General features: G+C 38.1%; 22 protein-coding genes and 1 other annotated feature. Of the genes, 3 read left to right on the top strand and 19 right to left on the bottom strand.

From position 1 onward, the window contains the following. Positions 1 to 45 precede the first annotated feature (45 nt). A complete protein-coding gene (pdxR, locus tag ACNQFZ_RS00745) occupies positions 46 to 1,443 on the bottom strand; it encodes a MocR-like pyridoxine biosynthesis transcription factor PdxR (protein ID WP_458413455.1) in 1,398 nt (465 codons plus the stop codon). A gap of 182 nt (positions 1,444 to 1,625) precedes the next feature. On the opposite strand from pdxR, the gene ACNQFZ_RS00740 reads away from it, so the two are divergent. The 3 genes from ACNQFZ_RS00740 to xerS all read left to right on the top strand — a co-directional run bounded on the left by ACNQFZ_RS00740 (position 1,626) and on the right by xerS (position 7,071). After that, positions 1,626 to 2,912: an APC family permease gene (locus ACNQFZ_RS00740; RefSeq protein WP_458413454.1), complete on the top strand. Its 1,287-nt coding sequence runs from the start codon at positions 1,626 to 1,628 to the stop codon at positions 2,910 to 2,912. Between the two features lie 816 nt (positions 2,913 to 3,728). Beyond that, positions 3,729 to 3,973 (top strand) — a binding site (T-box leader). A 70-nt stretch (positions 3,974 to 4,043) separates the two neighbouring features. Continuing rightward, on the top strand, positions 4,044 to 5,756 hold the full coding sequence (locus tag ACNQFZ_RS00735; RefSeq protein ID WP_458413453.1) for a 2-isopropylmalate synthase: 1,713 nt from the start codon (positions 4,044 to 4,046) through the stop codon (positions 5,754 to 5,756). Positions 5,757 to 5,973: 217 nt separating this feature from the next. Next, on the top strand, positions 5,974 to 7,071 hold the full coding sequence (gene xerS / locus ACNQFZ_RS00730) for a tyrosine recombinase XerS (RefSeq protein ID WP_458413452.1): 1,098 nt from the start codon (positions 5,974 to 5,976) through the stop codon (positions 7,069 to 7,071). 58 nt (positions 7,072 to 7,129) lie between these two features. Here xerS and ACNQFZ_RS00725 read toward each other — a convergent pair whose 3' ends face one another. The 18 genes from ACNQFZ_RS00725 to ACNQFZ_RS00640 form a co-directional block, all read right to left on the bottom strand. Then, positions 7,130 to 7,906, bottom strand: coding sequence for an SDR family NAD(P)-dependent oxidoreductase (locus ACNQFZ_RS00725; RefSeq protein ID WP_458413451.1), 777 nt, complete (start codon positions 7,904 to 7,906; stop codon positions 7,130 to 7,132). Positions 7,907 to 8,435: 529 nt separating this feature from the next. Continuing rightward, positions 8,436 to 9,830, bottom strand: coding sequence for a HAMP domain-containing sensor histidine kinase (locus ACNQFZ_RS00720; RefSeq protein ID WP_458413450.1), 1,395 nt, complete (start codon positions 9,828 to 9,830; stop codon positions 8,436 to 8,438). Further along, positions 9,827 to 10,504: a response regulator transcription factor gene (locus tag ACNQFZ_RS00715; RefSeq protein WP_458415272.1), complete on the bottom strand. Its 678-nt coding sequence runs from the start codon at positions 10,502 to 10,504 to the stop codon at positions 9,827 to 9,829. The genes ACNQFZ_RS00720 and ACNQFZ_RS00715 overlap by 4 nt, the downstream gene beginning before the upstream one ends. Then, positions 10,504 to 11,178, bottom strand: a complete 675-nt coding sequence (gene yidC, locus ACNQFZ_RS00710) for a membrane protein insertase YidC (protein ID WP_458413449.1) — start codon at positions 11,176 to 11,178, stop codon at positions 10,504 to 10,506. Before yidC ends, ACNQFZ_RS00715 begins: the two co-directional genes overlap by 1 nt. Positions 11,179 to 11,355: 177 nt before the next feature. Beyond that, entirely contained in the window at positions 11,356 to 12,216 is an 861-nt protein-coding gene (locus tag ACNQFZ_RS00705; RefSeq protein WP_458413448.1) for a DUF421 domain-containing protein, read from the bottom strand. A gap of 322 nt (positions 12,217 to 12,538) precedes the next feature. Further along, positions 12,539 to 12,766 carry a hypothetical protein gene (locus ACNQFZ_RS00700; protein ID WP_458413447.1) on the bottom strand — a complete coding sequence of 76 codons (228 nt, stop codon included), beginning with the start codon at positions 12,764 to 12,766 and terminating at the stop codon, positions 12,539 to 12,541. Further along, complete coding sequence (locus tag ACNQFZ_RS00695; protein WP_458413446.1) at positions 12,763 to 13,956, bottom strand: Ger(x)C family spore germination protein; 1,194 nt, start codon at positions 13,954 to 13,956, stop codon at positions 12,763 to 12,765. Before ACNQFZ_RS00695 ends, ACNQFZ_RS00700 begins: the two co-directional genes overlap by 4 nt. A gap of 1 nt (position 13,957) precedes the next feature. After that, on the bottom strand, positions 13,958 to 15,058 hold the full coding sequence (locus tag ACNQFZ_RS00690; RefSeq protein WP_458413445.1) for a GerAB/ArcD/ProY family transporter: 1,101 nt from the start codon (positions 15,056 to 15,058) through the stop codon (positions 13,958 to 13,960). A gap of 12 nt (positions 15,059 to 15,070) precedes the next feature. Further along, on the bottom strand, positions 15,071 to 16,630 hold the full coding sequence (locus tag ACNQFZ_RS00685; protein WP_458415271.1) for a spore germination protein: 1,560 nt from the start codon (positions 16,628 to 16,630) through the stop codon (positions 15,071 to 15,073). A gap of 239 nt (positions 16,631 to 16,869) precedes the next feature. Beyond that, positions 16,870 to 17,544 (bottom strand): CoA transferase subunit B, encoded by a 675-nt coding sequence (locus ACNQFZ_RS00680; RefSeq protein WP_458413444.1) that lies wholly within the window; start codon positions 17,542 to 17,544, stop codon positions 16,870 to 16,872. A gap of 13 nt (positions 17,545 to 17,557) precedes the next feature. Further along, on the bottom strand, positions 17,558 to 18,247 hold the full coding sequence (locus tag ACNQFZ_RS00675) for a CoA transferase subunit A (protein ID WP_458413443.1): 690 nt from the start codon (positions 18,245 to 18,247) through the stop codon (positions 17,558 to 17,560). A gap of 110 nt (positions 18,248 to 18,357) precedes the next feature. After that, a complete protein-coding gene (locus ACNQFZ_RS00670) occupies positions 18,358 to 19,887 on the bottom strand; it encodes an acyl-CoA carboxylase subunit beta (protein ID WP_458415270.1) in 1,530 nt (509 codons plus the stop codon). Between the two features lie 33 nt (positions 19,888 to 19,920). Beyond that, on the bottom strand, positions 19,921 to 20,700 hold the full coding sequence (locus ACNQFZ_RS00665; RefSeq protein WP_458413442.1) for an enoyl-CoA hydratase: 780 nt from the start codon (positions 20,698 to 20,700) through the stop codon (positions 19,921 to 19,923). 27 nt (positions 20,701 to 20,727) lie between these two features. Next, on the bottom strand, positions 20,728 to 21,636 hold the full coding sequence (locus ACNQFZ_RS00660) for a hydroxymethylglutaryl-CoA lyase (RefSeq protein ID WP_458413441.1): 909 nt from the start codon (positions 21,634 to 21,636) through the stop codon (positions 20,728 to 20,730). A 137-nt stretch (positions 21,637 to 21,773) separates the two neighbouring features. After that, positions 21,774 to 21,995: an acetyl-CoA carboxylase biotin carboxyl carrier protein subunit gene (locus ACNQFZ_RS00655; RefSeq protein ID WP_458415269.1), complete on the bottom strand. Its 222-nt coding sequence runs from the start codon at positions 21,993 to 21,995 to the stop codon at positions 21,774 to 21,776. 33 nt (positions 21,996 to 22,028) lie between these two features. After that, positions 22,029 to 23,381 carry an acetyl-CoA carboxylase biotin carboxylase subunit gene (locus ACNQFZ_RS00650; protein WP_458413440.1) on the bottom strand — a complete coding sequence of 451 codons (1,353 nt, stop codon included), beginning with the start codon at positions 23,379 to 23,381 and terminating at the stop codon, positions 22,029 to 22,031. Positions 23,382 to 23,487: 106 nt separating this feature from the next. After that, positions 23,488 to 25,455, bottom strand: a complete 1,968-nt coding sequence (locus ACNQFZ_RS00645; protein ID WP_458413439.1) for an acetate--CoA ligase — start codon at positions 25,453 to 25,455, stop codon at positions 23,488 to 23,490. 45 nt (positions 25,456 to 25,500) lie between these two features. Next, the gene (locus ACNQFZ_RS00640) at positions 25,501 to 26,643 is read right to left on the bottom strand and encodes an acyl-CoA dehydrogenase (protein ID WP_458413438.1); all 1,143 of its coding nucleotides are present in this window, start codon (positions 26,641 to 26,643) and stop codon (positions 25,501 to 25,503) included. Between the last annotated feature and the right edge of the window lie 26 nt (positions 26,644 to 26,669).

The raw sequence follows: 26,669 nt of genomic DNA, 5'->3' as shown, positions 1-26,669 counted from the left end.
AACCAATTGAGAAAACGACTCGAATCTTCCGAATCGTTTTCTCAATTATTTTGTTAGCAAAGCTCTTTTTAATTTGGCTACACCGTCTGCTATTTTTACTTCATCTAAATTTCCAAAGCCTAAAATTATTTGGTTTGAAAATAATCCTTTGTTTATGGTATGCAATTCAACAGGGTATACCTTAACGCCGTGAGCAATTATTTTTGTAACGAGACTTTCCGTGAAATGTATCCCATCAAATTCGGCAACTAAGTGTAATCCCGTAGAATCACCATGTATCGTAACCTGCTCCCCGAATTCCTTATAAAGTTGTTCTTTTAAAAAGTCTCTTCTTTTTCGATAGACTTTCTTCATACGGAAAATATGCTTTTCTAAATAGCCTTCCTTTATAAAAAGAGCAAGAGTAAGCTGTTCTAAAGAGGGTGTATGTAAGTCGCTAAAATATTTTAGCGTGCGGCCACTCTTAATTAATGCTTGCGGAAGAATTAAATATCCTAACCGTAAAGCAGGTGAGAGTATCTTACTGAACGTACCTATGTATATTGTGCGTTCAGGGTCCAGCCCCTGCAATGAACTGACGGAAGGGCCCTCGTATCGAAATTCACTATCATAATCATCCTCCACAATATAACTGTCCATTTTCCTTGCATATTCAATCACTTGTACACGTCTTTGAATCGGTAAAGTCCCTCCAATTGGAAATTGATGGGATGGTGTGACAAATATAAATGCTGGCTTTATAATGAGTGGAATTTGGCTTGTATCCATTCCATTTTTATCAACTCTGATAGGGAGAAGGAAGGCCCCATACGATTGAAAGATAGTTTGAATTTCATGTGTGATTGGATCCTCGATGATTACTTGGTCATTCTCTGAAATTAGTAATTTAGCAATTAACGTTAAAGCTTGCGTAGCTCCAGTTGTAATCACTAATTGATCTGGGTGACATTCCACACCTCTTGTTCGAAGCAAGTAGTCTGATAATACTGTTCTTAACTCTATCCGTCCCTCGGGCGAATCGTACCCGAATAAAGAATGATCCGTTTCAATGCTTACGCGTTTAGCCAGTTGCCCCCATTGTTTTCTTGGAAAAAGATCTAATGCAGGGATCCCAGAACGAAAATCAATGAAGTTGTTATTTTTCTTAGAAAGGCTATCTTCTAACATATAAGAAGTAACCATATCCATCTTTTTTAAATAAGCCCCTTCAGCTACAAATGTCCCTGCCCCTGGTTGTCCTTCTAAAAAACCTTCTGCAAGCAACTGATCATAGGCTTCCAAAATAACATTACGCGAAACTCCCAATTCTTCTGCTAAATGTCGGGTAGAGGGAAGACGGTATCCTGCCGAAAGTTCACCACTTAAAATTTTTGTTCTTAATTGTTTATAGATTTGTCTTATCAATGGAGTATTTAGTGAACGATCAATCGTTAACCATGCCATTTTTATGTCTCCTTTAAAATTGGTACCATAAAACATGTATATAATTGGTACTACTTTAGACCATTTTAACATGATAAATTTAACACATCAAAAAGTGATTCATTAAATAATTGGAGGAATTCAAGTGGGCCAACAAAGTAAAATTGACAGGCAATTTCCCTCTTTTAAGGTAGGTGCAAAAAATGGAACTAACACGAACCCTTGGAATTCGGGCTTCTACATCCATTGGAATTGGTGCGATGGTGGGAGCAGGAATATTTGTTTTAAGTGGGGTTGCTGCCGGTAAGGCAGGCCCCGCAGTTATTGTTTCATTTATATTAGCAGCAATATTAGAAATTCTTTTGGGTCTCTGTTATGCTGAGTTATCTTCAAGGTATCCAAGAGCAGGTGGTTCCTATGAATTTGTACGTGAAACAATGGGACCTTTACTTGGTACGGTCATTGGCTGGGCCTATTGGGGAGCATGGCTGGCTGCCAGTAGTTTCGTTGCACAAGGATTTGGACACTATTTTCACACCTTAACTGGGGCACCACCAATAGTAAGTGCCATCGTTCTATTAATCTTATTAGGATTACTAAATATAATTGGAGTTCAATGGAGTGGTAAAGTTCAAGTTTTTATTGTAGTGATTGAAATTATCCTGCTGTTATCCTTTTTCACTCTAGGTTTTAACCATGTAGATTACACTTTATTTATGCCGTTTGCGCCTAAAGGTATCGAAGGGATTCTTGCGGCTGCTTTGGTTGGTTTTTTATCAATGGTCGGCTGGGATGGGATTGTTGCTTCAGCGGAGGAAATCAAAAACCCTACAAGAACGATCCCTATCTCTATTATTTCGTCCATTTTAATAGTCGTGTTATTGTATATTGGATTGCTGTTCGTTTCGGTAGGAGTTGTGCCGTGGACGGAGCTTGGAGCATCTAAAACACCAGTCTTCCTTGCGAGTGAACAGATTCTAGGCGGCATCGGACCATTATTAATTAATATGGTCATTGTTATTGCTTTGCCTGCCACAGCGAACGCTTTTATTTTATGCATTTCGAGAACGGCTTTTGCGATGGGACGGCACGGATTATTACCTCATAGATTTTCTTATATTAATCCCAAATTTAACACGCCTATATGGGCCATTATACTGGGAGTTAGTATTCAAATCTTATTTACGATCAATAGTTCTATAAATATAGCCGTATCTGCCACAGGTTTTTTATATATCATAACCTTTATTTTTACGTTAATTGCATTTTTTATTTCAAGAAGGAAAACAACCAAAATCGATCGTAAGCAACAATTTAAGGCACCATTCTATCCATTGTTACCGATCACCGCTCTCTTCATCTGTTTTGTGTTGTTAATACCAGTGGGGAAGTCCGGGTTTTTAACGGGAGGTATCTGGTTGGTGTTAGGTTTTGCCCTTTATCTTGTGCGGTCATTACAAAGAAAAAGTATGGTTTTGGAAAAATATTGAGATCTTGATTATGTCGTTTTATCGCATGGACATGTGGATCATACTTGGATTGAGAAAGTGAAGTTTCATACGCCTGCCATTATTGGGCATCCGTTGGTTTTTAACTCTAAATTATTAAATCCCTTTGGAGAATTAGGTAGTATTGTATCACATGAAAAATTAAATCAGCACTTTCCAGTACATTTAACTAAAGAGCCATTGTGGATTACCAATCGATTAGTTTTTTTAGGGTAAATTAAAAAAACTTTTGATTTTGGTCTGTTATGAAATCGAAATTAGAACGGTATGTGGAAAATATTATCTCATCCATCTCCAGTTATCTCGTGACTATCTTATTGAAGAAGAAGGGTTGACCCTAAGGAAGCGAAGGAAAAGGTAACAGTTAACTCATTTTGGGGAATATGTAGGTGACCCTGTTGTAAGTGCAGATGGAAAGACGATTTACTTTATGTTGGATAGAAATTTTGCCAAGGGTAATCCCGATTATCATTTATATAAAATGAATATCGATGGCGAACAAAGCGAAGAAATTGCACTTCTATACTCAAATGTTGAATAGAAAAAAAGAGATCAATCAACCGGAGAAGAATTTTTTGTCTATTTTAATCAAGAAACTAAACAAATGGAAGATTCAAGGGGATTTGATCATAATAGAGGAAAACCAACATATCGTCCTTTAATTTGGGCGATTATTTTTATTTATAGAAGAAAATTTTAAAATTTTTAAGCCAAACCCTGATTTAAATTGTCTAAAACATTAAATTAATTATTGACAACTCGAGTTTATCGATATATTATCTTATTTAATTAAATAATGATTAAGTAAAGATTGGAAATAGTAAAAGGATTTATAAATTTGTCAGAGAGCCGATGGTTGGTGAGAATCGGTAGTTATAGCCTTTGAACTCATCCATGAGCTACTCCCTGAACAGAATCAGTAGGGGATGTCGGTTTTCTACCGTTATGAAGATAGGTGGTGATTGCCACCGAAAATGAGTGGGTTAATTATTATGTTGATTAATCAATTAGAGTGGTACCGCGAGCAATGCCTCGTCTCTATATTTTATTAGAGACGGGGCTTTTTTTATTTTAAATAAATGAATCATTATAAATGAAAAGGTGGGGGTCAGGATGAAAAATATTGAAAAGTATTCTAGAGGTTACTTTATGCCTCCAGTGAAAAGTTTGAAGTGGGCAGAGAAGGAGTATATTGCTGAAGCGCCTACATGGTGTAGTGTGGATCTTCGAGATGGAAATCAGGCTTTGGTTATCCCTATGAGTCTTGAGGAGAAGTTAGCGTATTTTCAAATGCTTTTACAAGTTGGGTTTAAGGAAATAGAAGTGGGATTTCCGGCTGCATCGGAAACAGAATATGCCTTTTTACGTACTTTAATTGAAGAAAATTTGATTCCAGATGATGTGACAATTCAAGTTTTAACACAGTCAAGAGAACATATTATCCAAAAAACATTTGAAGCATTACAGGGTGCGAATAGAGCTGTGGTGCATTTGTACAATTCCACATCCGTGGCACAACGTGAGCAAGTATTTAGAAAATCTAAGGAAGAAATTATTGATATAGCTGTAACCGGGGCCAAAATGCTTAAGAAATATGCTGCTGAAACTGAAGGGAATTTCCAATTTCAGTATTCCCCAGAAAGCTTCACGGGAACAGAAATAGAGTTTGCGCTTGAAATTTGCAACAAGGTCCTTGATATTTGGCAACCGACAGCTGATAACAAGGTAATTATCAACCTTCCAGCTACTGTATCAATGTCCATGCCTCATGTTTATGCAAGTCAAGTTGAGTATGTGAGTGACAATCTGAGCTATCGAGATCATGTCATCCTATCACTTCATCCACATAATGACAGAGGAACAGGGGTGGCAGATGCCGAGCTGGGAATGCTGGCTGGAGCGCAAAGAGTGGAAGGAACGTTATTTGGGAATGGAGAAAGAACAGGGAACGTGGACATCGTAACGCTTGCACTAAACATGTTTTCACATGGGGTGGATCCAAAGCTTAATTTTGAAAATATCCCTGCCATTATTTCCAAATATGAAAAATTAACAAGAATGAAGGTTCACGAACGGCACCCATATGGTGGTGAACTTGTCTTTACTGCATTTTCAGGCTCCCATCAAGATGCTATTGCCAAAGGCATGAAATGGCGTGAGGAAGAAGAACGAGAGTATTGGACAGTTCCTTATCTATTAATTGATCCGATGGATATTGGAAGAGAATATGAAGGAGATATCATCCGAATTAACAGCCAATCTGGTAAGGGAGGAATCGGTTACATCCTTCAGCAAAAGTATGGGATCGATCTACCTACTGAAATGCGTGAGAGCTTTGGATACAGTGTGAAAAATGTTTCGGATCATTTGCACAAGGAGCTGATGCCAAATGAAATCTATGACATTTTCATCAATGAATATGTGAATATTAACGCTCCTGTCAAATTTATTCGATACAAAGACACTCAAAATGGTCATTACGAAACAATTGTATCAATTCAGATAAATAATGAAGAACATGAAATATCTGGGGTGGGAAATGGAAGATTCGATGCTATCAGCAACGCTATTCAAACGCAGCTAGGTATTGATTTTACAGATTTGGTCTATAAGCAGCATGCACTGGAAACAGGCTCAGGCTCAAACGCAGTATCTTATGTAGGAATTACCGCAAAGAATGGTGATGTTTATTGGGGTTGCGGAATTGACACTGATATTATGATTTCCTCAGTTAGAGCTTTGTTTAGTTCCGTTAACAAAATAATATCCAGCTTAACAATTCCTGTTGAAAAGGAATTAAACTACTCAAAAAGAATAAACAACTAAGATAGATAACAAAGTTAGATGCCAGCTAGTAATAGAAAACTCATTTGCAATAAATAATAATAGATGGTAAGTGAGTTTTCTGTAATTTTTTTAGCTATTTATTAGTGGGGGGCTGTTAATACAAAATTTTATATTATTACGTAAAATAATAATTTGACGTAATAAACTATATACAAAAAACTACTTCTTCCATTATAATGTATTTGAGGTGATTTTTGTGGCAAATTCCGATCAACAACGTTTTTATAAAAATTTAGAAATTATTTTAACTGAGCTCCCTTGGTACGTTGAAGAATTCATTGATAATAAACGCCGTACATTATCTGCGGCATCTTTATTAAATTATTGTCATGATTTTAAGATCTTTTTTAATTGGCTGCTTTCAGAAGGTTTTCATCCTGGCCCAATCACGGATATTCCTTTATCTATTCTTGAAAAACTGACTACACAGCAAATTGAAACCTTCCTTAGCTTTCTTAAGCATCAACTCAATAATAAAGATTTAACTGTTAACCGTAAATTATCAGCTTTAAAGTCACTCTTCCATTATTTGCAAAATATCGCAGAAACGGATGAACTTGAACCGTACATAAACCGTAATGTTATGGCCAAGATTGAATTTAATCAAGTTTCAGAGGATCCAGAAACAACAGCAAACCGCATGGAAGGAAAAATTCTTATGGGTGACGAGTACGAGCAATTTCGAGCATTTGTTGCTGAAACTTATGCTGAATTAGTCAAGGATGATAAGAAAAAAATGAACTTTTACCATTTCAACCGTGAGCGTGACACGGCCATTATTTCGCTCTTTCTTGGGTCAGGACTGCGTTTATCTGAATTGGTAGGACTTGATTTAGGAGATATTGATTTTAATAAATTTAATGCACGTGTCATTCGTAAAGGCAACAAGGAACAATATGTGTACTTTAGTGAGCAAGCGATGCTGGATTTGCAGGACTATATTCGAATTAGAGTCAGTCGCTATAAGGTTGACAAAAGCAATAAAGCCCTCTTCCTTTCTGCTCCGATGGGTCCCAAAGGAACGTCTAGGCGTCTAACGGCCCGGGCGATTGAAAAACTTGTTGAAAAGTATGCCATTGCGTTTGGGAAACCTTCTTTATCCGTGCACAAACTGCGCCACTCGTTTGCAACAAGATATCATGCCGAAATTAATGATGTGCCAAAATTAAGACGCCAACTAGGCCATTCATCAATCCAAACAACGATGATTTACACCCATATCCAAAACGAGGATTTGAAAAAGGCGATTAATCAATTAAATATGCTAGGTAAGCTTAAGGAAAATGATAATTAATTTGACTTAACGGGGCTTTATTAGTAAGCCCCGTTTTCACATCCCTTAGATGAAATCTTTATTGCATTGTACTTCCACCATTTACACTTATAACTTGACCAGTAATAAAGTTTGCTTTATCAGATGCTAAAAATACTACCGCATCTGCTACTTCTTCCGGATATGCGCCTCTTCCTTTAGGAATGATATCAATATAGCGGTCCACCAATTTACCATCTCTCTTTCTAATATCGTCTAAAAGTTCTCCTTCGACAGCCGGAGGTGCAATGACATTAGCTGTTATATTATTCTTAGCAAATTCTCTTCCTAAACCAGATACAATTGCATGGACGCCGCCTTTTGCTGCATTATATGCTGCATGATCCCACAAACCGTTTCGAACTGAATCTGCGCCAATGTTAATAATTCTTCCAAAGTTTTGTTTAACCATATATGGAATTACTTTATGACAAGACCAGAGACATGTCCAAAGATTTCGGTCAATTGTTGTTTTAAGTGTTTCAGAGGTTTGCTCAATAAACGGCAAAATGACCCCGCCGCCGGCATTATTGACGAGAATATCAATTTTATCCCATTTTTTAATTACTTGTTCCACCATTGCGATTACATTTTCTTCTTTTGAAAGATCAGCAACGAAGTAATCTGCTTCTTGACCAGTCAGTTCTACGATTTCCTCTGCTACACCTCTAGTGCGTTCCTCGTTTGTTCCGGTAACTAAAACTTTTGCTCCTTCTTTCGCAAGACCACAGGCAATTGCTTTACCTATGCCTCGGGAAGATCCAGTCACGATAGCAACTCTTCCTCGTAAAAGATTACATGTTTTTTGATTCAGCATTGAAATAATCCCCCTCTTATTTACCAAATCCTATAAATTGTTTTAATAATTTTAAATATTCATAAAATTATATATACAAATTATAAAGGGTAATTATTTTAAAAACCAATTCAAAAAATCTTGTATTATTGGCTATAATCCAAGGTTTTTTTAATACCTTATATTTTGATAAAGAAAAAAGGACTGTTATAAACAGTCCACCAAGATGCCTCTATTTATTTTGAAAAAAACTTTCCAGAAATGCTTGAAAAATCTCAATGGATTGAAAACTAAATATGGATAAAGCCGTACATGAAAAGAGACCAATGACAAGGAAACGAAAGAACAACATCATCGAAAAGCCCCCCCTTTAGTTTAGACACAATGCCAGAAACTAAAAAACTCTTCCAATAAAGTGGTCACGAACATTTCATTTTAAAAAAAATACTATACCTTATATTAAACCAAATGGAAATGAAAGGAATTTTAAAGGAAGATGAAATTTTCATTAGAAAAACTAAAGGTTGGTACCTTACTATAATAAGTCCACTTAATTGTCATTTTGATATACATGGAAGCAAAGCGTAACCCGTGTCCCTTTACCTAAATCACTAATAATGGTAATGGTACCTTCCAGGGATTCGACAATCTCTTTGGCAATTGAAAGTCCTAATCCATTTCCGCCTTTTGCACGGCTTCTTGCTTTATCAACCCGATAAAAGCGATCAAAGATGTATGGCAAATCCTCTTTAGGAATACCTTCACCATGGTCAATAATATGAATGAATAGTTTTTGCTTTTGGACTTCGCTTTTGAAATCAATCTTTTTTAGAGATTGCGAATATTTAATGGCGTTGTCGATGATGATGATCAATAATTGTTCAAAATGACGTCGTACTCCGTATATTTGGAGATTTAAAACTTTTTTATAGTCCTCTGAAAATATAAAATGCGGATAAACCATAGCAAAGCTTTTTATAACATTGTCAATTACATAGATTGGGTTAAACACTTCTTTTGGATAGCGCGTTTCCTCGACCCTTGTTATTTCCAATAAATCATTCACTAAGTCCTTTAGTCGCTTCACTTCATGTAAGGACGCTTCAATTGATTCATCAAGAACTTCCTCATCTCTTTTTCCCCATCTTTGCAGCATTGATAAGTGTCCTTCTAGAATCGATATCGGTGTTCGCAACTCATGGGAAGCATCCTCTACAAAACGTTTTTGCTTATCAAAAGAAACTTCAAGGTCATCCATCATTCCATTAAAAATATGCGTTAACGCCGTTAATTCATCTTTTGTTTGAAATTCTGGCACACGTTCCTTTAAGCCGTTTGCTTTGATTTTTTGCATCGTCGTACTTAACGCTTTAATGGGCTTTAATATTTGGTTGGCAATTAAAAAGCCTCCCATGCTGCTCAATAAAATGGCTCCAATAATGGCAATGATCATCATAGTGAACATGTAATTGAATAAACGTGTGTAGTTCTCAAGCTTTCTAACAATCTCAATAGTGCCTTTGAAGTCGTTCGCCATTAAACTTTTCCTATAAACAAGATAATGGTCGGCATTACTTTCGGAAGATGTGATCTCATTGGGCACGGCAATATAAGGCAAGCCTTCAATAGATAGACCATTAGACACTATTAGAAGCGTATTTCCCTTTTGATCCTCAATTTTAATTAATTCATTTTTTTCATTGATATTTTCAAAAAAGCTCCTACTTCTAGCAATACCTTCTTTAGTGACATCCTTTTTCTCTAATAAAAAGGCTTGTACTTCCCGCATTTTTTCGTTGATTGACATTTTTTCATAACCTATGACCCAGTTTTTCATAAAAAAGTACTGGAATACTGCAAAAAACGTAAATAAAAAAAAGAGCACCATTGCTGTCCAAATGGTGATTCTCCACTTGATAGGTGATTTTGACAAGAAACTTTTCATGGCCGCATCACGTATCCAGCACCCCGTACGGTTTGGATGATACTCTCTTCATTTTTATTATCTATTTTGTTTCGCAAATAACGAATATAAACATCAACAACATTTGTTTCAGCAAATGCTTCATAGCCCCAAACTTTTTCGAGCAAAATTTCTCTTGTTAACACGCGGTTAATATTTTGCAGGAATACCAGTAATAAATCATATTCTCTTTTTGTCAGGTCAATTGTTTTCTCCCCACGGTTCACCGTTCGAGCATCAGTATCTACTTCAATATCTTTAAAAGTAATGATTTTGTGTGTTTGCTCAACTTCCTGTGGCCTACGTCTTAAGACAGCCCGAATCCTAGCTAATAATTCCTCTATCGCAAATGGCTTTGATATATAATCGTCTGCGCCACTGTCAAGCCCTGATACGCGATCCAAGACGCTATCACGAGCAGTTAGCATAATAATAGGGGTATCTTTGACTGTCCGAATTCTCCGGCAAACTTCAATCCCATTTAAGGAAGGCAACATTAAATCTAATAAAATAACGTCAAAATCCCGAATTAAAGCCAACTCAAGTCCCGTTCTACCGTCATAAGCTGTCTCGGTTGAATAACCTTCGTACTTTAGTTCAAGTTCAATAAAACGTGCCATATTTTTTTCATCTTCGATGATTAAAACATTCATCATCATCCCTCATTTTCCAGAGATAAAACCTTCCGAACATATTTTAATGATAATACATAATGTTGCAGCAAATAAAATACATTTCCCGTGATCCAATATAATACTAAAGCAGCTGGTGCTTTTTGGGCAAAAAATAAGATCATTATAGGCATCACGAACATCATAATCTTTGTATTAGCATTTCCCGAATTTATTGTACCATTTAGCATTTTTGTTTGAAGAAATGTCGTGAACGCCGCAATAAATGGCAGTATATGGACGGGATCTGACAATCCTAAATGAAACCATAGAAAACTATGAGTTGCAATTTCCTTTGTACCTCTTATTGCGTAATAAAAGCCCATTAAAATCGGCATTTGGATAATAAGCGGCAAGCACCCCGTTTTAACCGGATTAATGTCATGCTCCTTGTATAATAGCATCATTTCCTGCTGAAGTTTCATTTGCCCCTCACGATCTTGGGGCGAATACTTTGTTCGTAACTCTTGAATTTTAGGCTGGATTTTTTTCATCTGAACCTGGCTTCTCTGTTGATTTATGGTGACAGGAACAAGGATACATCGGATTAGAATCGTTAATAAAATAATACTTATGCCGTAATTATCGTGAAATTCATGTGCAAAGAATTTAATTAGATATGAGAACGTTTGTACAAAATAATGTTGAAAAAAGTCCATCGTTTTCTCCATTTCTATGCTAATTTTTATTTTTACATAGTAATGATAGAAGGAAAACAGAAAAAATAAATGAAAGTAAGATTAGATTTACATTAGAAAATTAAAAAACGACTCAGGTGAGCCGTTTTGCATGTAGTTTACATAATATTTATACGGTAAATATGTGATAATAAACTTTTAGCTTTTTAAATAAGGTGTTACTTTATCAATTACCTCTTGAAGGGTCTTACTGTGTTTATGATACATCTGCTTTGCTTCTTGTACTTCCGTTGCTAATGCAAAGAGTTCTAAGTCGGCCTGGCATTTTTTCAGACTTGACAGTAACATTGGTCGTTCTTGTGGTGAAGGGATTTTGATTTTATCATCAAAAAGGTCCATGGTTAATTCACCGAAGGAATTGACTTGACCGACGAATACATTTTCTACTGCCACTCCTAACTTATCCAACTCGGTTTTTAACCAGGATCGGCTTAGACCAATTGTTGCCAACGGTTCATCCATTATTTTGCCATCCATTATAACTGACTGAGGCTCCTTTACAGTTGGAACTTTTAAATCTAAATCCTTCGGTGTTAGAGGCTGGTTTTCCTTTTTTAACATAACAGATAAATCGCCAGTCGTTTCTAGTATCGCAAATTCAACATCGGCAACCTGAAAGACATCTTTCCTTCGCAAAAGCTCCATTAATTCATCTGTTGTATACCTTTCCTTTTTTAAATTATCCTCCATAATTTTACCATCTTTAATAAAAACAGTAGCTTTTCCCTCAACTATATCGCGAAAGGCTTTGCTTTTTAAGGAAATAAGGCCCGCAACATAGGGTACTGCTGCAAAAATGACAAGCCCTAGGAGTCCGTGAAAAATGTTCCGTTCAAGCCCCATTGCAACCTCTGCGCCAATACTGCCAATAGTAATACCGTTCACATATTCAAAGAAGGATAATTCGGAAATTTGCTTTTTACCTAGCCATTTTGTAAATAAAAATAATACAAAGACGAAGATAATTGATCTAACAGCAATTTGTAACCATTCAGGCACTAATAGCTACCTCCAAAAATGAATTTGTATTTTAGAAAAATTAGGTCATTTAAACACACCTATAGAATTTCTTGTCAGCCATTTTTTTATGCATTATTCCTTCAGAAATAAAAGAAAATGGTTAGAGCCCTCTTATTTTCACAAGGTTGCTCTAACCATTTATTTAAATAAACTATTAAAATCCAACAACTGTTTGGCATCTTATATTTTCTCCTACCAACTTAACTTTCAACCAAAATTCGCCCTACAATTATAGTCGTGTTATCGTAAATTCACACTTTATTTGTTCGTTCGGCAATTTGGTACATATTACACTCCAAGCTTACTCCAATAGTTTTCCTAACGGTCGAAAGAGCATATCGACGAACTGCGTTGGGCCAGGCGTGTCAGGAAAATACAGCAGCATCAAAGCAAGGATCCAACCTAGTAAAGATATTATTATAAAAGCAGTTTTTTCTTTTTTTTGATATTTTTTCGTTAATAATGGCCATTGAAAAAAGACAACACAGCTTATGATGAAAGTGATTCCTAACAATGCCCCCCATTTCATTGGTTTATCACCTCTTCCTCTGGCATTAAGGAAGGTTGTGTAACCATCCCAGGCCTGCGGACATAAGCTTTACCTTCAATAACAACCTCCACCTTTGGAAATATCTCATCCCAATTCTCTTTATTTTTTTTCCATATATCCGGATAAGCACGATGAAAGGCATCTGCGAAGCCAAATATATCAGCATTCATTTCTTTCTGAACTATATCTAAGGCGGATTGAGCTCTGTTTTGAATATCCTCCACTAATTTTTGTTCTAACATATTAATAGTTTGCTGATTATTTAAATCTAGACGGGTGCTATTATCAATAATATCGTCTTCTGTTTCTGCATATAAGGTGATCTTCCATACACCATTTTTTATACTTGGGATTAACCTTGTATGTGCCTGCAGTAAATTCATGGAAATATAGCCTTCTATATCATCAGGTTCTATGGTAACGATTGCTTTATCTATTTCATTTCGAATCCATAACACTCCTCTTGTTGTATTTTCATTAATGAAGTCAATCATTTTTCCATCTTTAAAAACAGCTGTTCCTGTAATATAGGCAATCGTTTGTTTTTTCCGTTCATTTTTTGATTGTAATTTTTCAATGTAAGGGACTGCTGACGCCTTTGCATCACTAATCATCATTTGTGCCAGGTCTTTAACGGTGACATCCATACCGATTTTTAATGCAGATAATTCGTGTAGCACCTCGGCTATATCTCTCTCCAAAGGTGGGAGGAGTTTTAATATTTCTTTTGCATGTTGTTTGCTAACAAATACCTGCGCTCGCTCACGAATCTGTGGATGGCGTAAAAGAAAGTCCAATCGTGGTCGTATATCCTCCTTAGCCATTTTTTCCTCCATGATGATCACTTCGGCATGCCCCCAAAACAGCTGACGTGGAAATTCTTGCTGTAGAGCGGACATGGCCTCTGCAGTTGTTAGGCCTTCTGCTGAACGTACGAGTACCTGTTGAGCACCGCTGCTCCCTCCTCCTTCCATTTGTTGCTGCCCCCCTCCTCCTTTCGGAATGAATACGAGAACCGTTAATTCAATCTTTCCATCATCTTTTTTATCGATGCCAACTGCGGTTATAATAGCTATATCATTCACTTCTTTTCGATCCCAACAACCTGTAATAAAAGGCAACGAGATAAATAGCATACTAATAAGGAGAATGAATTTATTCAATTTCATTTCAACCTTCCCTTTTTTTCTGCAGCTTTTTTCGCATTAGAGCTATACATAATAAAAGCAAGGGTACCCCCACTTGAAAAAACAAGAAATAAAAAGGTGCTGATGTTGATAGGAAAATAGACAACTCTTGTAGATTAGGCGAAGACCACACTGCTATAATTGCTAAAATAAAGCCCATCGGAAAGACAATTGGACGAAAATCAGTTAGCTTTAACCATTGTGCCGTACACAAGACATTGACATAGTAGAAAATGGTGATTTTAATAAATGTACCCGAAACCCATATGGCCATTACAATGGCTTCGAGGTGTTCTAAAAAGTCGGCAATACTAATGTAGCGAACAGCAACCATGACTGGATAGGTAAAGGTACCCGTCAATTCACCGAAAAGCATATAGATAACAAGGTTTACCGATACCAAAACAAATGAAACACTACAAATAGCAACTAGGCCCCATTTTACGGCCCCTTTTTGGTCATTTAAAAATGGCAGCATAAAAGAAAGAAGAAAGAATTCACTAAACCAGCTTTGCGGGACAACAGAACCAAGAAAAGATGGGGCAATTCCATCTTCCATGACAGGAAAAATTTGCTTCACATCCAAATCCTTTAAAAGCATTATAATAATTAAAATATAAAGAAGAGTCACGACAGGTAGTATGATTTCGGATACACGGCCGATGACCTCTAGCCCCCCATAAACAGCAAAGGAACATATTAGTAGCATAGAACCCATCACGACGTAAATCGGTGTTTGTGACAAAAATGTTCCTGTTACAAATTCGGCATATTCACGAATAACAATGCCGTTTATATGCAAGAAAAAAAGAATATAAAAGAAACTTATGATTTTACTTGGAAGTCGACCGATAATGTCACTGCTAAATTCAATAATTGTCTTTTTAGGATATAGTTTATGCAATTGATAGGAAGTATATAGAACTAGAAATCCGATGAAAGAGGCCCATATCGGGGAAAGCCATAAATCCTGCTTTGCATGTTTTACTGTAATTGCAGGGACCAATAGAATGCCGGTAGCTAAGATTGTCGGATTCATCACCATGGCCATTTGTAAAGCCGATATCTTGCCTTTCTCAATCATGTCTTTCAACTCCTATTCTCCACCTTTGGATGGATCAGGTTTTTGGCCACTTGTCTGACGGTATTTGTTATAATCACCGGTTAACCGTGGGCGCGTTCGTAAAGACCACCATGGCGCTCTTATTAAAACATCTTTCATTTCGGGTGCTTTCATTGGAGCTAATGGCGAAAGGTATGGAACTCCAAATGAACGCACAGAACAAAGATGAACAATAATCGCAATAAGTCCAAGCATAATGCCAAGCAAACCTAATGTACCAGCCAAGAACATTATAGGAAAGCGCAGCATTCTAAATGCGATGGCAGCGCTATATCGTGGAATTGAAAACGATGCGATTCCAGTCACCGCTACAACCATAACCATCGGTGCAGATACCAGACCAGCCGAAACGGCTGCTTGGCCGATAACGAGAGCCCCAACAATACTAACCGCAGACCCGACTTGTTTTGGCAATCGAATTCCAGCTTCCCTCAGTGCCTCAAAGGTAATTTCCATCAATAGTGCCTCAACAAGGGCAGGAAAAGGAATTTCTTCCCGCGATTTTGCAATACTAAACAATAAAGTTCCAGGTATCATCTCTTGATGGTACGTAAGAATTGCCACATATACAGAAGGCAACAATAAAGCCATAAGTAAAAAACTATATCGGAGCCACCTGATTAACGTACCAATCAAAAATCGCTGGTAATAATCTTCTGCAGATTGCAGCAAAGAGTATAAGGTTGTAGGAACGACTAATGCAAAAGGAGTTCCGTCAACTAAGATGGCAACACGGCCTTCCATAATATTTGAAATAGCTACATCAGGTCTTTCCGTACTTAGTACTTGAGGGAATGGAGAAAATGGGTAATCCTCGATAAATTCCTCAAGATATCCGCTTTCAAGTACAGCATCAATGTCAATACGTTCAAGCCGATTAGTCACTTCTTCTATTAACGTTGGGTCAGCGATACCTTCCATATAAGCAATGATTACTTGTGTTTGACTTTGGCGGCCGATTTCCAAAGCCTTCAATTTAAGGTCAGGGCTTTTGATTTTTCTTCGGAGTAAGGAAGTATTGGTTGTTATTGTTTCCGTAAAGCCATCACGAGGGCCGCGGACAACGGGTTCAGCCATTGGTTCTTCAATTGATCTTTTCTCCATCTTGGCTAGTCCGACGGAAAAACCAACCAACTCCCCATCGATAAGGATAACAGGGTTTCCTGTCGAAATTTGTGCAATAACTTCACGATATGATGTAACTTGTTTCACACTTGAAACTGGCAAATCTTGTTCAAGTATGATTTGAAAATCAAATACTTCTCTGGTGCTTTGCCGCATGAGCGGTGAAAGCACGCTTTTATCAATCTCTTCAATATTTGACAACCCTTCAATATAAATCAAAAGTGCCTTCAATCTACTCCCAATTGTAAAAAGGCGGAATATGACATCTGAACAATTTTTATACATCAATTGCAGGACTTGTTGATTTTCCTCTAAATTTTTTGAAAGCACCCCATCAAGAGAAGTGGATTCTTCTTTCGCAGGCTGCTTTTCTGGTTGCGACTGCTTTTTACTTTTAAAAAAAGGCATGAATTTCATTCTTTTTTGGTCCACCATCAAAACTCCTTAATATCTATAAAGCATTAAACAAATATGGAATTATTTTTCTCTCATTATCTTTTCCAACTAATTGCATTGATAAACGTAATAAAGGGTTTATTATTATGCAGCTTACTAGGCAAAAGAAGTGTCAATACAAAAAAGCACCCGCCACAAGACAGCTGCTTTTTTATAATTGGGTATTGAATAAAAAGTTAGAGAGTAATCAACTAAAATGCTTCTAGTTTCAAATTTTCTGAAATCTCAAGTGGGGGTTCAGTTGTGGCAATGATATCCTCAACGGTGTAGCCTTTTGCTACTTCTACTAATTTCATACCTTTTTCTGTTATATCAATCACTGCACGATCTGTAATAATACGGTTAACTACGCCTTTACCTGTCAATGGTAAGGAGCATTCGTTTAAAATTTTAGCTTCACCTGCTTTATTTACATGGTCCATAATGACAATCACTTTTTTGGCTCCATGAACCAAATCCATGGCACCGCCCATACCTTTAATCATCTTTCCAGGAATCATCCAATTGGCAAGGTCCCCATTTGCAGAAACTTCCATTCCACCAAGGATTGCAACATCGATATGACCCCCTCGAATCATGGCAAATGATTCAGAACTATCAAAGTACGAAGCCCCAGGAATAGCTGTTACTGTTTCTTTTCCAGCATTGATTAAGTCTGGATCAACTTCAGTTTCTTTTGGATAAGGTCCGATGCCAAGCAGGCCATTTTCAGATTGTAAAACAACTTGTTTTCCTTCTGAAATAAAGTTTGCCACCATGGTTGGCATTCCAATACCTAAATTCACATAGTGTCCATTTTCAATCTCTTTTTCCGCACGCATCGCAATTTTTTCCCTTGTAGTCAATGCTTTTTCTGTATTGGACATATTCTTATCCCCTTTACTTTTGAACTGTTAATCTCTCAATCTTTTTCTGCTGATTTCCGACAATAAGTTTTTGAACGTAAATACTAGGAGTATGAATTTGATCTGGGTCCAGCTCTCCAATTTCCACTAATTCCTCAACTTCTGCAATTGTTACTTTCCCGGCAGCAGCAATCATTGGATTAAAGTTTCTTGCTGTTTTGTTATAAACGAGATTTCCCATTTTATCTCCTTTATAAGCACGAACTAATGAAAAGTCAGCGGTCATCCCTTTTTCAAGTAAATATGTTTTCCCATCAAACTCGCGGACTTCTTTTCCTTCAGCAATCGGGGTTCCTACTCCAGCAGGTGTATAAAAGGCTGGGATTCCAGCGCCGCCTGCACGAATTCTTTCAGCCAGGGTTCCTTGAGGAACAAGTTCCACTTCTAGTTCGCCTGAAAGTACTTGCCGTTCAAATTCTTTGTTTTCACCAACGTAAGAGCCAATCATTTTTTTGATTTGTTTATTTTGTAAAAGTAAGCCAAGGCCCCAATCATCAACACCACAGTTATTGGAGATGACGGTAAGATCCTTAACGCCTGAGTCAGCTAAAGCCAGAATTAAATTCTCTGGAATTCCCACTAATCCAAAGCCACCAACCATTATCGTTGCACCGTCTTTAATATCTTTAACAGCATCAGTAAAGGATGTAAGTATTGGTTTCATTAGGTTTCTCTCCTTTAATCTGAAAAGGGCCAACCCATCATGCTTATAGTAGAACGCTTTTTGAATTGGCCCTTTTCGTAAATTTTTATCAAGATCCTGCCAGTTTGCTTTTATACAGGATATACGCCATGCTTACGTTCAGTAAATACTTTATATTTAGATGAATAAGCGTCTAAACGGTTTATTATTTCATCGCGTAGTTTGCTCGGTTCAACGATACCATCAATAATCATTTCTGATGCCAAACGATAAATATCAATATCTTGATCATATTCATCGCGCTTTTGTTGAATGAATGCTGCCCGCTCCTCTTCAGGTAATGCTGCAATTTTGTTCGCATAAACGGCATTAACCGCCGCTTCAGGACCCATAACGGCAATTTTTGCTGAAGGTAGTGCAAGGCAACAATCTGGTTCAAACGCAGGACCTGCCATGGCATAAAGGCCGGCACCATATGCTTTTCTCACGACAACTGAAATTTTCGGAACGGTAGCTTCGCTCATTGCTGAAATCATCTTCGCTCCGTGACGGATAATACCTGCACGTTCTACCTTCGTACCAATCATAAATCCAGGTATATCTGCCAGGAATAGGAGCGGAATGTGGTAGGCATCACACAACGTGATAAACTTTGCAGCTTTATCCGCTGAGTCATGGAACAAAACCCCGCCTTTTACACGCGGTTGATTGGCAATAATGCCGACTGGCTGTCCGTTTATTCGCGCAAGCCCAGTAATGATTTCTGCTGCAAACAGCTTTTTAATTTCACAAAAAGAGTCTTCGTCGATGATACGATTAATAAAATCATGCATATTAAATGGTGCGTTTTGATTTTCAGGTATGATTTCAGCAATTGACTTTTCGAATTGCTTTGGTGCAATCGGCTCTACTTTTGTAGGCTTTTCTGAATAATTTTGTGGAAAATAAGATAAATAACGACGGGCGAAAGCAAGCGCTTCTTCCTCTGTTTTTACTAGAACATCCCCACAGCCTGAAACTGAACAGTGCATTTTCGCTCCACCCATTTCTTCAAGCGTTACTTTTTCACCAATAACCATTTCAGCCATGCGAGGGGACCCTAAATACATGGAAGCATTTCCTTCTACCATGACAACGATGTCACAAAAAGCCGGAATGTAGGCGCCGCCAGCAGCGGAAGGTCCAAACAATAGGCATATTTGTGGAACTTTACCGGAAAGTTTGACTTGATTATAAAAAATCCGTCCTGCTCCTCTTCTTCCTGGGAACATTTCAATTTGATCCGTAATGCGTGCACCTGCAGAATCAACTAAATACACCATTGGTATTTGCAGCTTTTCAGCTGTTTCCTGAATACGTATAATTTTTTCAACTGTCCGCTTTCCCCAAGAACCTGCTTTTACAGTGGAGTCATTTGCCATCACGCAGACTGTTTTGCCATTAATTTTGCCTATTCCTGTAACAACGCCATCCGCAGGCAGACCGTCTTCTAAACAATTGGCAAAGAAAGCATCTTCTACGTTTAACCCTTCATCAAATAATAACTCTAAGCGGTCTCGAACAAACAGCTTCCCTTTCTCAGCATTTTTTTCATGATATGTCCTGGCTCCGCCTTCTTTTATTTTTTCAATGCGGTCTTGTAGTGTTAGTTTTGCTTCCATTAGCTCTTCCCCCTTTGTATGTACTGTCATCCTTTATTCCCCCTTGTAGACTGGCTTTCTTTTTTCTTTAAAAGCCGTTAGGCCTTCTATTCGGTCTTTCGTTGGAATTGTAATTGCATAGGCCATTTGCTCGATTTGGAGGCCAGTTTGCAGATCAACTTCCATTCCTCTATTGATTGCCAGCTTTGCCTGGGTTACCGCAATTGGTCCATTTTCTGCAATTCGTTCTGCTATTTCCTTAGCTTTACTTAATAGTTCTTCATTTGGAACGACATGTTCAAGAATACCTAATTCCTTTGCTTCATGGGCGTCTACTCTTCGGGCTGTATAAATTAATTCCTTAGCCTTGCCAATTCCGATTAGACGAGAGAGCCGTTGTGTACCGCCCGCGCCCGGAATAATTGCCAGGGAAGTTTCAGTTAGTCCTATTCTTGCTGTATCTACTGCAACACGAATATCACAAGCTAAGGCAAGCTCGAGGCCGCCGCCAAAAGCTGCACCATTTATGGCCGCGATAACAGGCATTGGCAACTGCTCCACATCATTTACCACTTGCCGAATTAAGGAAACAGTCTGTTTAACCTCAACGGGTGACATTGTGGAACGCTCTTTCAGGTCTGCACCAGCACAAAATACTTTTTCACCTGCACCGGTAATAACCACCGTCCGGATATTTTGGTCATATTTGATTTCAGCTAGAGTTTCCTGCAGGTCATACAACATTTGCTTTGAAAAGGCATTAGCCGCTTCAGGTCTATTAAATGTTATTGTTGCTATATTATTTCGAACTTCTAACAAAATTGTTTTGGTCAAGACTGAATCTCCTTTCGATTTAAAATTCTAGTGGCAACTTTTGCTTCTTTCTATTTGCATTGTATGACTAGGAAGCGACTTTCCTAGTTTTTCTTCAATAAAAAGTGCTGCTTTAATCAGTTGGTCGCGATTTATTCCAGTTTCAACCCCCATATTTTCAAGCATATAATGAAGGTCATCTGTTGCAAGATTTCCAGATGCTCCTGGAGCATATGGACATCCCCCAAGTCCTCCTAAAGAACTGTCAAATTTCGTGATTCCAAGATTAAGTGCAGCTAAAGTATTAGCTAACGCTGTTCCTCTTGTATCGTGAAAATGCATTGCTAGTTTTTCCTGCGGAAAGCGTTTTAGAATCTCTGATAAAACTTCTTCCACTTGTCTTGGATTAGCAACGCCAATCGTATCCCCAAGGGAAAGTTCCTGGATACCTAAAGTAAATAATTGCTCAGATACAGTTAGAACTGCATCTGTAGAAACTTCTCCTTCATAAGGGCAGCCAAAAACAGTAGAAACATAGCCACGTACTGTCTTTCCAGCTGCAATTGCTTCCTGAATAACTGGCTTCAGGATTGGGAAAGTTTCAGCTATTGATTTATTTATATTTTTTAAGTTGTGTGACTCCGAAGCAGACATAAAGACAGCAACCTCATCAACATTCGCTTCAAGTGCTCCTTGTAGTCCTCTTTCATTTGGAACGAGGGCCGCGTATGTTATGTCATTCTCCCTATGAATCGATTTTGCAACATGAATGGCATCTGCTAATTGCGGAATCCATTTTGGATTAACAAATGACGTAATTTCTATATAAGACAACCCTGTTTTCGAAAGTTGATTAATCCATTCTATTTTATCTTCAGTTTCAATAAACTGTTTTTCATTTTGTAGCCCATCGCGCGGCCCAACTTCCTTGATTGTTACGGTTTTTGGAAGGTTCATACATAACCATCCTTTCTTTTCCCTAAAGCATATATTGTAGAAAGGGAATCAGCTTTCTTCCCTTTGTATAACCATCGAGCCCCATAGGCGTTTCATGCTCTTTGAGACTCGACTGGTTATTTGCTTTGATCTTTTACTTACTCAACAACAATAAGTTCGTCTTCTTCGTTAACAAAATCGCCTTCATTGATTTTTATTTCTTTAACAACGCCACTAACTTCAGCAGCAATTGGGATTTCCATTTTCATAGATTCTAAGATTACAACATCTTGCCCCTCTGAAACAGTGTCCCCTTCATTCACTAATACTTTCCATACATTTCCTGCCATATTTGATTGAATGATTGCCATAATAAAAATCCCCCTGGTTCCATAATTTTTATTTTTGTATTTTTATTTTGATACAACTTGTTGAATATATTTTTCTACAAATTGTGTCGTAGTATCACCGGACTGATAAGCCGGATGTGTAATCACTTCTTGTAGCATTGGGATATTCGTTTTAATTCCTTCAACATGATATTGGTTTAATGCCTCAATTAAACGCTCAATCGCTATTTCCCTTGATGGTGCAGAAATTACTAATTTTGCGATCATTGGATCATAAAATGGAGTAACCTTTGATGTTTCATGGACAGCCAACTCATGGCGTATACCAACACCTGCTGGTAGCTCTAATTTTGTGATCGTCCCTGGTGATGGGAAGAACGTTTTTGGATCTTCTGCATAAATGCGTACTTCAACGGCATGACCATTTCGTTTAATTTCCTCTTGTGTGTAGCGAAGCTTTTCACCAGCCGCTATTCTAAGTTGTTCCTCTACAAGGTCAAGACCTGTAATTTCTTCAGTTACCGGGTGTTCAACCTGTAGTCTTGTATTCATTTCCAAAAAATAGAAATTCTTATTCTCATCAACTAAAAATTCAATCGTCCCGGCATTTTGGTATCCGATGGCTTGTGCTGCTTTAACAGCTGTTTCGCCCATCTTTTTTCTTGTCACATCATCTAAAAATGGGGACGGTGCTTCCTCCACAACCTTTTGGTGACGGCGTTGGATGGAACAATCACGTTCCATTAGGTAAACACAATTTCCAAATTGATCAGCTAAAAGCTGGATTTCAATATGGCGAGGGTTTGCAATATATTTTTCAATATACATTTCTCCATTACCGAAAAACATTTGTGCTCTTTTTTGATTGCCATCAAATGCTTTCTCTAATTCTTCTTTATTATGGATGATTTGCATACCAATTCCTCCGCCGCCAGCACTAGCCTTAAGCATCACAGGGTAACCCATTTGCTCGGCAGTGGTGATTGCTTCAGAAACATCTGCTAAGGTCTCTTCAGTACCAGGAACGATAGGGACACCTGCTTCAATCATTGATATTCTTGATGCAACTTTACTTCCCATTTTTTCTATAACATCCGCTGTTGGGCCAATAAATGTAATACCTAATTCGTTACTTTTTCTGGCAAATTCAGCATTTTCACTTAAAAGTCCATAACCGGGATGAATGGCCTCGGCTCCTGTTTGTTTCGCAATATCAATGATTTTGTCCATTTGTAAATAGCTTTCATGGACGCGTGGCTTTCCTATACAATAGGCTTCATCAGCCATCTTTACATGTGGTGAATCCAAATCTGCTTCTGAATAGACCGCTACGGTTTGGATCCCTAATTTTTTACATGTACGAATAACGCGTGCCGCAATCTCCCCGCGATTTGCAATTAAAATTTTTGTAAACAAAATTCCACCTCCAATGATTCTAGAAATTTATCTGATTATTCTTGGCAGAAGATGTACCTTCGGTGGAAGGACCTAAGCAGATCTTCTACCAAGGTGTATTTCCCTCTTACTTTGAAATTGTTTTTTCAGCTACAATTTGTTGAACTTGCGCTACCGTAGACGGATCTTCTAATCCAGTAATATCGCCTGCTACCTGACCAGAAACGATAATTTCTTTTAATAAGCGGCGCATGATTTTTCCACTTACCGTTTTTGGCAATGTATCAGTGAATACAATAGCTGAAGGCAAAGCAATTTTTCCAATCAACTGAACGATTCGATCATTAATTTTTGCTTTTAATTCATCTGTTGCAAGAGACATATCGCTTAAGCGGGCAAAAACGAGCGGAACCTCTCCTTTTATTTCATCAGGGATACCAATCACCGCAGCTTCTGCAATACCCTGGCACTCCATCACAGCACTTTCAATTTCCATTGTACTTAAGCGATGGCCGGCAACATTAAAGGCATCATCAGATCGACCAACTACCCAGATATGGCCATCCTTATCTATTAATGCTAAATCACTAGCATAATAGGCACCTTCTACTTGGCTAAAATAGGATGATAGATAGCGTTCAGGTTCTTTCCATAGAGTTCGGCAAAGCATTGGGAATGGTTTTCGAATGATTAAGTTTCCTAATGTTTCAGGTTCAACAGGATTCCCCTCCTCATCCACGACCGCAACATCTGCTCCTAAAAATTGAATTCCAGCAGAGCCTGGTTTCATTGGTGTTAACCATGCGGCTCCAGCAATTGGACAGCCTGCTGTTTCTGTTTGCCCCCAAGTATTATTTACACAAATATTCTTTTTACCAAGTACTTCATATGTCCAATGCCAAGTCTCTGGATCCAACGGTTCTCCAACAAGTGAAACAACTTCAAGAGGAGATAAATCAAATTGATTTACAACCTCTTCGCCCAAGCTCTTCAGCATTCTTAAAGCAGTTGGGGCTGTAAATAGTTTATTGACCCGGTATTTTTCTAGAATTTGATAAAATCTATCTTTCGTTGGATAGTCGATCGACCCTTCATATACAACCGTTGTAACTCCATTTGCTAGTGCTCCTGCAACTCCCCATATATGCATGGTTAGCCAACCAACATCAGCCGTACACCAGAACACATCATCATCATGGTGATCCATATGGTATTTTCCATAAATGTAGTTTTGAACCACAAATGCCATTCCAGAGTGAACGACACCTTTTGGTTTTCCTGTCGTACCACTTGTATAGAAGACAATTCCATATTCGTTGGCTTCTAATTTTTCAGGTTCACAAACGGCACTTGCTTTCTTTGTAAGCTCATGCCACCAATAGTCACGGCCTTCTATCATGTTAACTTCTGTTCCTAATCGATCAACAACAACGACTGCTTCTATCGAAGGGACATCTGGAACAACCGCATCAACTTTTTCTTTTAAGTGGAATAGTTTTCCACGTCTAGCTGTTGCATCAGCCGTTACAATTACTTTTGGCTCAAAGCTAACAAGTCGATCTTTCAAAGATTTTTCAGAGTACCCTGAAAAGACTGTGTTGTATATAGCTCCAATACGGAAACAAGCTAATATCGCTATAAATGCTTCAGCTAGGTTTGGAAGAAAAATAGCAACACAATCCCCTTTTTTTACACCAAATGAACGAAGTGCATTGGCAAAACGGCTCACTTCAGCAAGCAGCATATTATATGTAAAAAACTTAGTGTCTCCGTTTTCACCCTCCCAAATAAGAGCTGTTCGATTACCTGCACCATTTTCTACGTGACGGTCGATTAAATTTACACAAGGGTTACTTATGCCGCCTTCAAAAAATCGGAAATCAGGTAGTGTTCCACTCATTGTTTTCTTCCAAGGCTCATACCAGACGAGTTCTTTCGCGACATTGCTCCAAAAGGCTGCAGGATCTTGCTGGGATTGTTGAAGAAGTTCTTGAAAAGCCTGACTGCTGCCAATGCTAGTTTTCGCTTGCTTTTCCTCACTTGGGTAAACGAGCTTACTTTCAGCAACTACTTTTAAAATTCCACTTACATCCATATGAATCCCCCTTAGTAAATAGAAAATACTTCGACATATTTCAACCTAGCAACCTAATTGTCGTGCAATGACAAGTCGTTGAATTTCTGAAGTACCTTCGCCAATTTCCATTAGCTTAATATCGCGTAAGTAACGCTCGACTTCATATTCACGCATATAGCCATAGCCACCATGGATTTGGATAGCTTGGTTGCAAGCTCTAAATCCTGCTTCCGATGCAAATAACTTTGCATAAGCAGATTCCTTCGTAAATGGTTTGCCGTTATCCTTTAACCAAGCTGCTTTGTGAACCATATTTCGTGCAAGCTCAATTTCCATCGCCATATCTGCTAATTTAAATTGAATAGCCTGGAACTTGGAAATGGATTGACCAAATTGTGTCCTTTCCTTCGCGTAACTTAATGCTTTGTCAAGTGCTGCTTGAGCAATTCCGACTGATAATGCGGCAATCGAAATACGACCGCCATCTAATGTATATAAAAACTGTTTAAAACCAGCGGTAGGGTCACCTAGTAGATTTTCCTTTGGAACACGAACATCCTCTAGGATGATTTCAGAGGTATTAGAACCGCGGAGTCCCATTTTTTCATAATTGCTATTGATTGTTAATCCTGGAGCGTCAGTTGGTACGATTAAAGCGGATATGATATTTTTTCCACGGTCATCTTTCCCTGTGACAGCGGTTACAATTATCGTCTTTCCATACTCAGCATTCGTGATAAAGCATTTTTCACCATTGATGATGTATTCATCGCCGTCCAATACTGCCTTTGTTCTTGTTCCACCTGCGTCTGAACCGGCATTTGGCTCAGTTAAACCGAATGCTCCTAAAGCTTGACCACTTGCTAAAGGTACAAGGTATTTTTGTTTCTGTTCTTCAGTTCCAAAATAATAAATAGGACTTGCTCCAAGTGATACAGCAGCAGCATAACTTAAGCCGGTGCTTCCACAAGCTCTACCAATTTCCTCAACCGAAATTGCATAAGAAATCGTATCGCCGCCTGAGCCGCCGTATTTCTCTGGAAAAGGAATACCTAAAAGACCTAATTCCCCCATTTTATTAAATGTATCAAGTGGAAATTCACCCGTACGGTCAACTTCTTCAGCCTTTGGAGCCACTTCATTCTCAGCGAACGCTCGCACCATATCCCGAATCATCTGTTGTTCTTTAGTCAATTCAAAATTCATATGATTTCCCCCTTAAGACCGACTAG

The sequence above is a fragment of the Schinkia acidoalkalinis genome, assembly GCF_054301215.1.
The sequence above is the reverse complement of the archived record's forward strand: the minus strand, read 5'-3'. Positions and strand labels throughout refer to the sequence as shown.